Source organism: Zobellia alginiliquefaciens (assembly GCF_029323795.1).
In the GTDB taxonomy this organism is placed as follows: Bacteria; Bacteroidota; Bacteroidia; order Flavobacteriales; family Flavobacteriaceae; genus Zobellia; species Zobellia alginiliquefaciens.
The window spans coordinates 1,532,895-1,545,482 of record NZ_CP119758.1; the positions used below are offsets into that span (position 1 = coordinate 1,532,895).

Annotated in this window: 10 protein-coding genes; 9 read left to right on the forward strand and 1 reads right to left on the reverse strand. The window is 37.5% G+C overall.

Features of this window, described 5'->3' with window-relative positions:
• Window positions 1–40: 40 nt before the first annotated feature.
• Window positions 41–1,150, forward strand: a complete 1,110-nt coding sequence (locus P0077_RS06525; RefSeq protein WP_276168323.1) for an alpha/beta fold hydrolase — start codon at window positions 41–43, stop codon at window positions 1,148–1,150.
• A gap of 32 nt (window positions 1,151–1,182) precedes the next feature.
• Window positions 1,183–2,943, forward strand: a complete 1,761-nt coding sequence (locus P0077_RS06530; protein WP_276168324.1) for a CocE/NonD family hydrolase — start codon at window positions 1,183–1,185, stop codon at window positions 2,941–2,943.
• Window positions 2,944–3,185: 242 nt separating this feature from the next.
• Here P0077_RS06530 and P0077_RS06535 read toward each other — a convergent pair whose 3' ends face one another.
• Entirely contained in the window at window positions 3,186–4,757 is a 1,572-nt protein-coding gene (locus P0077_RS06535; protein WP_276168326.1) for a thiol-activated cytolysin family protein, read from the reverse strand.
• Between the two features lie 206 nt (window positions 4,758–4,963).
• Here P0077_RS06535 and P0077_RS06540 point away from each other — a divergent pair, with 206 nt between their 5' ends.
• From P0077_RS06540 to P0077_RS06570, 7 genes are all read left to right on the forward strand, one after another.
• The gene (locus P0077_RS06540) at window positions 4,964–6,964 is read left to right on the forward strand and encodes a tetratricopeptide repeat protein (protein ID WP_276168328.1); all 2,001 of its coding nucleotides are present in this window, start codon (window positions 4,964–4,966) and stop codon (window positions 6,962–6,964) included.
• A 210-nt stretch (window positions 6,965–7,174) separates the two neighbouring features.
• The gene (locus P0077_RS06545) at window positions 7,175–8,380 is read left to right on the forward strand and encodes a serine hydrolase domain-containing protein (protein WP_276168329.1); all 1,206 of its coding nucleotides are present in this window, start codon (window positions 7,175–7,177) and stop codon (window positions 8,378–8,380) included.
• A gap of 14 nt (window positions 8,381–8,394) precedes the next feature.
• Window positions 8,395–8,931, forward strand: a complete 537-nt coding sequence (locus tag P0077_RS06550; RefSeq protein ID WP_276168330.1) for a sigma-70 family RNA polymerase sigma factor — start codon at window positions 8,395–8,397, stop codon at window positions 8,929–8,931.
• A 52-nt stretch (window positions 8,932–8,983) separates the two neighbouring features.
• The gene (locus P0077_RS06555) at window positions 8,984–9,865 is read left to right on the forward strand and encodes a PhzF family phenazine biosynthesis protein (RefSeq protein ID WP_276168331.1); all 882 of its coding nucleotides are present in this window, start codon (window positions 8,984–8,986) and stop codon (window positions 9,863–9,865) included.
• 282 nt (window positions 9,866–10,147) lie between these two features.
• On the forward strand, window positions 10,148–10,678 hold the full coding sequence (locus tag P0077_RS06560) for a nuclear transport factor 2 family protein (RefSeq protein WP_276168332.1): 531 nt from the start codon (window positions 10,148–10,150) through the stop codon (window positions 10,676–10,678).
• Window positions 10,679–10,972: 294 nt separating this feature from the next.
• The gene (locus P0077_RS06565) at window positions 10,973–11,569 is read left to right on the forward strand and encodes a hypothetical protein (RefSeq protein WP_276168333.1); all 597 of its coding nucleotides are present in this window, start codon (window positions 10,973–10,975) and stop codon (window positions 11,567–11,569) included.
• Window positions 11,562–12,575: a DUF262 domain-containing protein gene (locus tag P0077_RS06570; RefSeq protein WP_276168334.1), complete on the forward strand. Its 1,014-nt coding sequence runs from the start codon at window positions 11,562–11,564 to the stop codon at window positions 12,573–12,575. Before P0077_RS06565 ends, P0077_RS06570 begins: the two co-directional genes overlap by 8 nt.
• The last annotated feature ends 13 nt before the right edge of the window (window positions 12,576–12,588 follow it).

Here is a 12,588-nt window from a genome sequence, read left to right on the forward strand (position 1 = left end):
ATAAAAAAAAGCGAAAATATAAATTGAAGGAATTATTAATATGAAAATTTTAAAGAAAATCGGAAAGTGGTTTCTGATTTTATTGGGATCACTTGTTGCATTTATTTTGGTTGTACTATTAATCATCCGAATCAACAGTTCTGGAGACGAAGAACCTTTTTTAGATGATAATGGAAACGTTCTGCCAAATAGTATTGCTACCCACGAGGATATGGTAATAAATGGCGCTTCCCAAAGGGTCACTATTAGAGGAAAAGACAAGAACAACCCTGTTTTGTTAATAGTACATGGTGGTCCGGGCTATCCATTATTACCGGTGATCTATAAACTCTCAGGGGCTGATTTGGAGGACCTATTTACAGTTTGTTATTGGGATCAAAGAGGCTCCGGACTTGGCTATGATGAGAGCATCCCGGATGTATCCATTACCCTAAATAACATCGTAGATGATGGTATTTATCTTTCCGAATACTTGATAAAGACTTTTAACAAGGAAAAAATATATATTGAAGGGACTTCTTGGGGCAGTGCTGTAGGCGCATTTATTGTTCAGAAAAGACCTGAATTATTCCATGCGTACATTGCAAGTGGTATGGATGCAAATAATACACTTTCAGAACCATTGTCTTACGATTTTGTAATGGCGAAAGCACAAGAGCATAATGATACCCTTGCAATCAAACAATTAAAACAAATTGGAAGACCGCCTTATGTAAAAAACTCAAAAAACAGTGTTTCCGAAGCCTATGCCATAGAGCGAGGCTTGGTTCAGAAATATGCGCCCTTAAATCAAGAGTTTGGCTATGGCTTTTTGGTAGATATGTTCATGGATAACGGCTTAACGTTCACAGAAAAATTTACGGATATGATGAATAGTCCCGACTCCTATTATCCTGCCTCCAAACTATTAGAATCTACTGCTATGAATTTAAATTTAATGCGGGATGTCCCAGAGTTGAAAGTGCCATTTTATATATTACATGGAGACAATGACCATTTTACCGAAACTTCAGTGGCAAGGGCGTATTTTGATTCGATCATTGCACCTTCAAAAAAATGGTTTTTATTCGAGAATGGAACACATGGGGTACAACTTGAATATCCGGAAAAATATCGTTCAATATATAGTAATGAAATAGTAAAGAACTAAATACGATGTTCTCATTTTAAAACACCTAGAAAATGACAGCAAAAAGATTTTTACTCATATTCTTTTTCCTTTTGTCCTTTCAATTAGGTTTCTCGCAAGCAGATAATGTTAAGTCTCATTACGTACCTGCGGTCAATGGAACCAAATTGGCTATGGACGTTTACTTTCCAGAAAATTATAACAATCAAAAACTTCCCTTACTCTTTGAGTTTACCCGTTATTGGAGAGGCAAAGAAGACCCAAAAACAGGAAAGCCAATTGCCTCACTCAGTAAACGGGACAAATATTTTCTGGACCATGATTACGTCCTCGCAAAAGTTGATGTCAGAGGAACAGGTGCCTCATATGGGGTTCGTACTGGAGAATACACGCCTACGGAAGTAAAAGATGCTTGGTACATTGTTGATTGGGTCGTAAAACAACCGTGGTCCGATGGTAAAGTGGGAGCCTATGGCACCTCTTACTCCGGAACAACTGCAGAGCTTTTATGTGCAACCCAACACCCAGCTATTAAAGCCGTAATTCCTGGGTGGTCAGATTTTGATGTATATGAAAGTCCTTCTCGACCCTATGGAATGCTTGCATCAAGTTTTATAGCACCGTGGAGTCAATATGTTAATTGGTTGGACCAAAATTCCGTAGAGAATCTAGGTGTAAGTGTGAGGCGTATAGGTACTAATATTCCAATTGATGCCATCAAAGAACATGAAAACAATCCAATCGTATTGAAAGCTCTGACAGCATCACCATACAAGGATTCCAAATTTGGGGATTTTAAATTCGAAGAACTTGACCCTTTGCATTGGAAAAAAGAAATTTCGGAATCAAATGTACCTATGCTCGTTCTTACCAGTTGGCTTGATGCCGGAACCGCTGAAGGCACTTTGTTAAGATTACAGCATTTTACCCATCCCCAGAAAGTTGTAATGATGCCTACTTCACATGGAGGAGGGTCTCATGCTAGCCCATTTATTGTTTCTGACAGTATTGTCGACCCTGTCCCTTCGGTGGCTGAACAACTTAGACTGCAACTGGACTTCTTTGACCATTACATAAAGGGGAATGACAAAAATGTTGAAGATTGGCCATTAATTAAGTATTATAATTTTGGAGAAGAATCATTTAAACAATCCGATATTTGGCCACCAAAGGGGCAAGAAAGAATTAAATACTATTTAGATACCCACGGAAAATTAAATACTTCATCCCCTAATGAACACCAAGGTAAGGATGAATACCTCGTTGACTTTTCGGTAAGTACCGGTACAAACAATAGGTGGACAACCCAAATGGGAAAATCCATTCTTAATCTCGATCATCGCAATGCCGCCGATTCTTTAATGTTAACGTATACAACCGCACCTCTTGCAGAGCCTCTTCAAATTACAGGAACACCGGTAATCTCCCTCAGTCTGTCGTCCACACACGAAGAAGGGAGCATTTTTGTCTACTTGGAAGATGTTGATCCAACTGGAAAAAGTAGATATATCACCGAAGGAGGGCTTTTGCTCGAACATCGAAAATTATCCGAAAATGATATGTTCAAGGAGATACCGTATCATTCATTTAGAAAATCAGATGCATCACCAATTCCCATTGATAAAATTGAAGAAGTCCGTTTTAAATTACATCCAACATCTATTCTCATCAAAAAAGGACACGCTATAAGAATTGCGATTTCCGGGGCGGATAAGGACACATTTGACAAAGTTCCGGCCGAAGGAACTCCAACTTTAAGCATCTACAGAAATAAAACGAATTCATCTTTTTTAGAATTACCAATAGTGAAATAAAAAATGTGCAAAACAATGGTAGCTGGTGCACAACCGCATAAAACTATAAACCATAGCAATATTATTGCCATGAAACCTACCTTGCAAAATCGATTGAAGAAAAAACCGGTTTAATAAGAAATAGACTTTAACCGTTGTATCACCCTCTATAAAAACAACAGCCGACACCAAGTTGTTGAATCGCAACTTTAGGTGCCGGACTGTTTATTCTAAAAAAGTAGTTCCCCTAAACTTTTTAGAATCTAATCTTCTTTTACGCTAATGGTTTTACAAAACCCTAAAAAATCCTTTTCAGAGCAGTAGACCTTAAAGTCCCGTTCACTACTCAGGTATTTCAGGTGAAATTCTCCCATACGGTCCCACTGTAATAGGACATTTTGCAAATCAAACTGCACATACACATCATGGGCGCCATTTGGCGGACTTTTTGCAACTCGTTTATCGTTATTTACCGTGTAATACCCTGTTTGGGTTACGTTATTGGTTCCCGCACTTTTATAAATGAATCGGAAACGGGTATCGTAGTTGGAATCGTTTACCACAACAATATTCTCATGGTCGTATTTAAAAGTACCACAGGTCTCAATGTTATAATCTGTCTGGTAGCCCATCTTGGCGATGGTATTATCCTTTAGGTATTTTACGGTATAACCTACCGGTGCTCCCGGGTTTTCCCTATTGTATTCGGCACTTTCCTCAATTACGTAATACAAACCGCCCTCCCCTTCTTCCAGACTGTTTCCGGTAATGACCTTGGTAGCTACTTTGGCATTTCCTCCAATGGCCACCACATTAAAAGTTGATTCACGAATTACTTTCTCATAGTTTACATCTATTTCGCCCTTAATAGATTTAGCTTTAGTAGCATAGTCCAACACGGCCTCAAGGTTAACTTCGGTAGTGGTATCGGTGGTCTCCATACGGATCATAATAATTCTACCATATTGCACGGAACTTACGTATGCTGGCGGGTTCTCCTCGGAAATCAAGGACTGGAGTCCACTAACAGTCGCCTCACTACCAAATACGGCCGCAGGGCTGTCGGGGGTTTCTGCGACTACATCATAGTACACCTGTCTATAAAGTGCTGCTGCCACTCTTTTTTCGGTACTCTTGGAATAGTCAAATTGGGACTCAAATGAAGAACCAGTGGCCCAATCGGCACTTACCTTTAAAGACAAGCTCATCTGTTCGCTCGTATAGACCGATGTTTTCTCAAAATAGGTGTCGGCATCAATGGCATAGCCTTGCGTGGCAACATCGGAATTCCAATATTCCAAAGCTTTATCAATTTCTGCTTGAGTATTTTGATAATTAGGCTCGTCTATCAAAAGGTTTCCACCATCACCAATTCCTGGCAGCTCCACCCTTAATTTGACCGGAGCTTTATCTACTTGTAGAGGTTGCGGTGCGCCCTCTATTAATACTTTATTACCCAAAACCAAGGCTCCAGGGTAGATTACCCCTAAAGTGGGATCGAACATCACCACATTTTCAAAATTGGATCGGATGTCATGATAAACCGTTTTGCATTCGGTTATATAGCCCTTATCGGTATTTTTTAAAGGATTCCCTTCGTTGGAGGTGCTTCCGGTAGAGGTCTGAACATTTAAGAGTTCGCTGGGATCATAATTTAATTGCTTGATCCAATCATTGATTTTTCCGGTTTCTTCTTTACTTAAAGTGTCTTTAGCTATTGGTTCTTCAACCAACGGCTCTTTGATATCTGAACTTTCATCTTTACTACAACCTACAATTAGCAGGAAAATTAGGAACACGTACAACTGCCTGAAATGGAATGGTCTTGTTTTCATTTTAAAAGTTATTTAGGATTCAACAGCCCTAAACTACCTCATAATCAACATGAAACATAAAAACAAGTATGGACAAAGCATGGACAAGCATCAAAAAACGCTTCAAATAATTATAGAATTCACATTTATAAACTTTTATAATACAAAGCTTAAATTATTGTTTTTCAAATACTTACAAATTAAAATTTATATAGCATCTTCCTACAATGTATAGACTAGACATGGACCAGCGTATTTTGGTGATGGACAAATCCTATTTAGCAAGCTCATTTCTTTTTATCTTTCCCATACCTAATCCAACCGTTATGAACCTGAATATCAAACTACTCCTTCTTTTCTATCTTTATTGTTCCGCCTGTTTTTCACAAAACCGACAGCAAGAATTGGACAGTCTTATCCAACGTTCCCAGGGTTTACCGGATAATATTGAAAAGGCACAGGTGCTTTCACGAATTCATGAACGAATGATGTTTATGGATAACGAGGGTGCTTTGCTTTATGCACGTGAAGCATTTGACCTCGCCAACCGAATAAATTATGATAGAGGTGTTGCCAATGGCTATTTACAGTTTGGCAATTACTACTACAATCAATCCAAAAATGATTCTGCAGCCTTTTTTCACAATAAGGCCTTGAACGCCTTTAAAGAAATAAAATCCATTAAAGGACAGATTTTTGCCTTACACTCCCTCGCCACCATTCAACGGGAATCAGGAGATTTTGATAAAGCTATTGAAACTACCCAGTCCATTCTAAATATGTATACCGAAGAAAATAGGAGTAATTCCGATTTGGGAAATTTCGATTTAAGAGGATCGGAATATGAAGTTTTGGGAGGAATCTATTTTGAAAAAGGCAACTATTTAATTGCTGTGGAACACACCTTAAAATCCCTCAGGTTTTTTGAAAAAAAAGGAGATGAAGTACGAAAGGCCGATGCTTTAAAACAATTAGCTGATATTGAATTTCAGCAACAGAATTATGCTTCTAGCTTAGACTACGCCACTAAGGCCATTGCTATTTACAAAGAAAACAATGACAAAATATACTCTAGTTATGCCTTAAACACAGCTGGTTTGGCTACTGAAAAACTTGGCGATATTGGAAAATCAAAAGAACTACTAGAAGAATCATTGGAGCTTGCCAAAGAAATGAACATACAGAGCATGATGGCCACCTCCTTAAATGATTTGGGCAGATTGGAGTACAAACAAGGGGATTATTTAAAGGCTTTTCCCCTATTGGAAGCATCTATTGAAATAGCCAAAAAAGAAGACATTAAATTGAATCTGACCGCCGCCCTTCACGAAATGGCCAATTTAAAAATGGCCCAAAATGAATATCAAAGTGCGTTGACCCATATCAATGAGGTAATTGCCATTTCGGAAGAAATAGAAGCCTTACCTACGTTAAGGGATGCCCTAAAAACAAAAGCCGAAATACAAAAGCTTATGGGCAACACGAATGGCGCATATGCCAATTTTAGTAGGTACGCCACTATTAACGACAGCCTTTATTCCAACCGAAAAGCGCAACAAATAGCAGAACTGAAAACCATTTACGAAACCGAAAAAAAAGAGGCGGCATTGGCTTTACAGGAAGAGGAAATAGCCGTGCTCAATGAAAAGGTAAAAGTGGATAAACTCACCAAAGGCCTGTACGCCGGAGGAATGGTGGCATTTATAGTTATATCCGGACTGTTGTACTTCGGATTCCAGCAGCGGATCAAAAAGAATAGGATAGCCCGCGAAAAACAAGAAGCCATCTACCAACAGGAAATTGAGCACAAACAAAAGGAACTGGCCAGCCAAACCCTGCACCTGGTACAAAAGAATACATTTATACAGGAGTTGATGGAGAATCTGGAGAACGTTAAAAACTCCCCTGATAAGTTTAAGACCGAATTTAGGCGTATGGTCATGCTCTTAAAAAAGGAAAATGCATCGGATAAAGATTGGGAGGTCTTTAAAACCTATTTCTCTGAAGTGCACAATGATTTTGACCAAAAGCTGAAGACCATCTATGCCGAAATCAGTGAAAAGGAAATACGATTGGCCGCCTTTTTACGTATGAACCTGACGACCAAAGAGATTGCCACCACTTTAAATGTCTTGCCCGATAGCATTCTAAAATCTAAATACCGATTAAAAAAGAAATTGGGGCTGGAAAAGGAAACAGACCTGAACACTTTTTTAAATGCACTATGAGAACTTAAATTATTTCAGCGTTTTTGTTCTACAAACCCTTACTAAAGCCCATTAAAGTGTCATCTATATTGAGAGGCGGAGTAGAAATTTTATATAAAACAACCCCCGATACCTTGCACTAATTACTAAATACGACTTTGCTCCTAACACCTAACTCCTTCATCATAAATACCTAACTTGCAACTAATTATTTATCAATCAATTACAATCATGATCTTAAAAAAAATAGGTCAATTTATACTAGCTACATTATTTGTGGGCATAACACATGCGCAAACCAACGATTCCATTTCCAAAAAACTCACTAGTGAATTACAGCAAATTTCAGCTAACGGAAATTTAGTTGGTTTTTCGGTGGCCATAGTCAATGAAGATGGCACGCTCTATGAAGACGGATTTGGCTTTGCCGACAAAAAAGTAAATAAAAAGTATACAGAAAATACCCTACAGAATATAGCATCGATATCTAAAACCTTCATTGGTGTGGCTTTGTTAAAAGCGCAAGAGTTGGGTAAGCTAACCTTAGATGATCCTATCAATGACTATCTGCCTTTTAAAGTGGTGCATCCTAAATTTAAGAATACGCCTATTACCATTCGCCAATTGGCAAGTCATACTTCGGGGATTAAGGATCCAGCAGAATATGAGGGTAAAGGGTATATATTAAAAGATGCCGAAAACGGCGCTGCTAAGGTCAACGCCAATTTTCGTGATCCTAGTAAAATGATGCCCCTTGGCGATTATTTAAAAGCTATTTTAAGTACCGATGGACAATGGTACAAAAAGAAAACCTTTTCTAAATACCCACCTGGTGGTATGTTCAATTATTCTAATATAGGTGCTGGTTTGGCGGCATATGTGCTAGAGCAAGCAACGGGAGCATCGTTTCCGGAGTTTACCGAGAAACATATTTTTGACCCTTTGAATCTGAATGGTTCCGGATGGTCTTTTGATACCATAGACTTTTCAAAACATTCAAAATTATACGCCGATGCGGATACCGAACTTGCCTTTTATAGATTGATCAATTATCCCGATGGTGGCTTGATCACCTCTTCTCACGATTTGGCAAAATATCTAACTGAAATTATAAAAGGTTATGCTGGTAACGGAACAATTTTATCCGCAGAAAGCTATAAAGAGCTATTTACACCGCAGTTAACAGACGAGAACCATAAAGACCGTAGCGATAGGGAGTATAATGACGAATACAATATGGGGGTATTTATGGGCATGTCATCAAAAGGGCAAATTGGGCATACAGGCGGAGACCCTAGTGTAGTCACCCATATGTTCTTCAATGAAAACACAAAGACCGGTAAGCTGTTATTGGTCAATACAGATTTAGACAAAAAAAGCGTTCAAGACTTTATTGCTATTTGGAGGGCGCTGATGGCGCATGAAGATCAATTTTAGATAAATAGTACAGCATGAAAAATGAAATCAATACCATTTGGCTAGACCTTAATGAAGAATTGTATCATTTCATTTTTGGCAAGATCAAAGATGAACAAGTGTCAAAAGACATTCACCAAGAGGTATTCTTGAAAATACAGACGAAGATCCATCAATTGCAGCATACCTCTAAATTGACTTCTTGGGTGTATCAAATTACTAGAAATACGATTATAGATTATTTTAGAAAACAGGGTAAAACCACTTCGAGTATAGATGGTATAGAGCTGGCAGAAGAACAGTCAGATGATTTTGATTATGCCAAGCTCACCAATTGCATCAATCAGAAAATAGGCGAGTTATCGGCGCAACATAAAGAAGCCATTATATTGACCACCTTTCAAGAATACTCGCAAAAAGAGCTGGCCAAGCATTTAAACATCTCGTATTCGGGCACAAAATCAAGGGTACAAAAAGCTAGGGACATATTAAAGGTACAGCTGCTTTCTTGCCCCAATGTAATAGCTGACCGAACAGGAAAATTGCTCGATTTTGAAAATAACGAAGAATAGCTACGTCTTTTTTTAAAGTTTACCGTCTATCTGATATAATCTTAAAAAAATTATGATGGACGAATTAAAAAAAGTAACCGTACAAATACTAAATGCCTTTACAGAAAATGATAAAGGCGGCAACCCGGCAGGTGTAGTTTTAGATGCAGATGCACTATCTCATCAAGACAAATTACATGTTGCCAAAAAAGTGGGGCTCTCTGAAACCGCTTTTATTTCTAGATCCAATACGGCAGATTTTAAGCTCGATTTCTATACACCCACCAAGCAGATAGCCCATTGTGGGCATGCTACTATAGCCGCATTCTCGTACTTAAAACAGTTGGGAAAATTAAATGGCAACGCATCGTCAAAAGAAACCATAGATGGAAACAGAAAAATAGAAATACAGGGCGCTTTGGCATTTATGGAGCAATTAGCACCCACGTATAAAGATGTTACCGAAAAAGAGACCGATATTCTAACATCTTTAGGATTAACAAAAGAAGATTTACTGCCAAACGCACCGTTGCAAGTGGTCAATACGGGGAATTCTTTTCTGATGATCCCCGTAAAAAGCACCAAGATTTTAGCAGGATTATCACCAAATTTTGATGCCATAGAACAGCTAAGCGATCATTTCAATTTAATAGGTTATTACGTATTTACTGCGGATACCATGGCAGATATTGATGCTACGGCTAGAATGTTCGCCCCGCGCTATGGTATTTTAGAAGAAGCCGGTACGGGCATGGCTGCAGGGCCGTTGGCCAGTTATATGTATGATGTTTTACAGATCAAGAAAACCACCTTTCAAATACAGCAAGGCAAATACATGTTGCCACCATCACCAAGTGCTATTACGGTGAAATTGCAATTGGAAAATGAAAAAATCACCGGACTCATGGCAGGCGGAAAAGGAGTAGTAGCCCGTGAACTAGAAGTTAAAGTATAAGCAGAAAAAGCAACCAATGACTTTATACTCCAATAGAATTTCTCAAGCATTTTCATCTTTACAACAGAAATACCGTATTAATTTATTTTGAAATATATAAATAGTAAAATAATCACTATATTCCTAAGGCTTAAGATATTACGTATGTATATCTAAAAAATGTTTAGTGGTAAAGCATTTAATGAAGCAAGTAAGTTCCCCTAGTATGTATTGCCGGTAATAGTATTCCCCCTATGTGGTAAAATACCAATTGAGTAGAATATTAACCAATACTTATATATTATGAGAACTATTAAGATGACTATGCTTTTTATGTTTGCTGTGTTTTTAACACCTCTTATCAATACCGCACAAGAAGTTTCGGCTACCATGGATTTTGAGAATGCAGAAGCCAATATAGCTGTTGTATCGAATTACGTAAATGCGGTGCAAAACGGAGATGCGGATACTATGGTAGCGCAATTATCAGATGACGCCAAAATTTATGGTCTCAGCGGAGGTCCTACCAACGTAATGAACCCTTCCCAATTGTCCGAATATTATAAAGAAAGTTTTGCAACTACCAAACATTCCATTGACCCAAACACGTCATATGCGCCCATAAAGGTAACAGGTGGCATAAACGAGGGCGAATGGGTTATGGTTTGGACTACAGACACTATTTCAAATAAGAAAACCGGTCAAGAAATCGCGATTCCTGCACAAGTAACGTGTCTTGTTCAAAACGGTAAAATTACAATGATGGCGCATTATTACGATCAATTAAACGTAATGACGTCTCTGGGATACACGCTACAACCACCTACGGAATAATAAATAAACCTTTAGTGTTAATGTAAAACCCAGAAGCTTGTTCTGGGTTTTGCTTTTTATTGTTTAATGAACTGCACCGCCTACAATCACCAGATGAAATCCTCGCTATTAAATTATATTTTCCCGGCTTTTACGGTAATCCGTAATGCTACATTGAAGAAAAATACTACCTTTCTAGTCGGTTCTAAAACATTACTTCCCCCTGCCGTTTTAGAATGTTACTTTATAATTTAATATTAGGTAAAATGTGCTTTGCTGTTTTACACAATTGTTAGCAACAACCAAAAAAGAGAAATGAAAGAAATTATTGGAAATAGAAAATCTGCTTTTAAAGCAGAACTCAATAATGATCTCATATCAGACACAGTAATTATCAGAAAGAATCTACTTCACGGAAATCCAATAATTTATCTTGATGATGAGGACAAATACTTTTTCTTAAAACAAAGAGTTGCAAACTTCTTCAACGTCAGTACCACAAAAGTGGTTATGGTGGGTTCAGCTAAACTAGGATTTAGCATAGCTCCAAAAAAGATATGGAATGACTTTAATGAAGAATCTGACATTGACATTGTAGTTATCAGTGAAACCATATTTGATGAATATTGGCAGGAACTACTCAACTTTAATATTAGTGTTAAAGCTAGGAGTGAACAAGAGGATAAAAAATATAGAGAATTCCTAGAGTACTTCTTAAAAGGATGGATTAGACCAGATTTATTCCCATTCAACTATCCTAAGAAAAATGATTGGTTTGAATTCTTCAAGAGCATTTCTTATGGGAAGTATGGGAATTATAAAATTGCGGGAGCTATTTTTCGAAATGAATACTTTTTCGAAAAATACCATTCTCGAAATATCAATAGACTAAGACTAGAAAACTATGAATAATATAGGGACAGCAGACAACGAGAAATTACTCGACTTATACAATCATTTAAAAAATGGGACTCTCGTTTTACGTCCTACCTTTCAGAGAAATTTGGTTTGGAACAATTCGCACAAAGAAAAATTTATTGACACTATCCTTAGAGGGTATCCTTTTCCGGAGATTTATCTCGCAGATGGAGATATAGACTTGGAAACTCAAACGTCTACTAGACTTGTAGTTGACGGACAACAGCGTTTGGATACAATTTTTTCATATGTCAATGGAGAAATACCTACTCGTGGTATACCATTGTTTAAAGATTTATCGCCTAAGCAACAAACTGATTTCTATGACTATAAGATAGTAGTTCGTGACCTGGGAAGATTAGACGAAAATCAAATTATTGAAATATTTCAAAGAATTAATTCTGTTAGCTATGCTTTGAACGCAATGGAAATCAATAATGCATTATATGAAGGAGTGTTTATTTCTACTGCACAGGCTATTCAAGAATCAAAGGAATTTGAGGCATTAGATATTTTCAGCCAAAATCAATATGCTAGGATGAAAGACACTGAGTATATCCTATTAATTATGGCGACTATAGAAGAAGGCGGATATTTTACAGGTAATTCAGAAATTGAAAGATATATTAAACTGTATAATGATGAGTACAATGACTCAGAAAAAATTGAAAAAGATATTACAGAAACTTGCAAAATGATTACTGATTTGCAGTTAGAACTAGACTCACTTTGGTTTAGAAAAACAAGTTTGTTTACTCTGCTTGTTGAATTAGTGAAACTAAAACGAACTGGAACTGACTTTAATAAGATTAATTTAAACACAGTATTGACAGATTTAGAAAATCAAATTTTAGCAAACAAGTCCACCGACCCCGAAACTAATGGATATGCGAAATTCTATAAATATGTATTCCAAGGTACTAGTGGTCGTACAGGGCGAATTGCTAGAGGAACATTAGTCGAAAATGAAATAAAAAAGGCAATTGCTAACAATGCCTAAAAAATCATAGCAG

Coding starts and splice junctions, on each gene's coding strand:
- P0077_RS06570 (WP_276168334.1), top strand. CDS start 11,562: ATGAATAATATAGGGACAGCAGACAACGAGAAATTACTCGACTTATAC.
- P0077_RS06565 (WP_276168333.1), top strand. CDS start 10,973: ATGAAAGAAATTATTGGAAATAGAAAATCTGCTTTTAAAGCAGAACTC.
- P0077_RS06555 (WP_276168331.1), top strand. CDS start 8,984: ATGATGGACGAATTAAAAAAAGTAACCGTACAAATACTAAATGCCTTT.
- P0077_RS06535 (WP_276168326.1), bottom strand. CDS start 4,757: ATGAAAACAAGACCATTCCATTTCAGGCAGTTGTACGTGTTCCTAATT.
- P0077_RS06540 (WP_276168328.1), top strand. CDS start 4,964: ATGTATAGACTAGACATGGACCAGCGTATTTTGGTGATGGACAAATCC.
- P0077_RS06560 (WP_276168332.1), top strand. CDS start 10,148: ATGAGAACTATTAAGATGACTATGCTTTTTATGTTTGCTGTGTTTTTA.
- P0077_RS06525 (WP_276168323.1), top strand. CDS start 41: ATGAAAATTTTAAAGAAAATCGGAAAGTGGTTTCTGATTTTATTGGGA.
- P0077_RS06550 (WP_276168330.1), top strand. CDS start 8,395: ATGAAAAATGAAATCAATACCATTTGGCTAGACCTTAATGAAGAATTG.
- P0077_RS06545 (WP_276168329.1), top strand. CDS start 7,175: ATGATCTTAAAAAAAATAGGTCAATTTATACTAGCTACATTATTTGTG.
- P0077_RS06530 (WP_276168324.1), top strand. CDS start 1,183: ATGACAGCAAAAAGATTTTTACTCATATTCTTTTTCCTTTTGTCCTTT.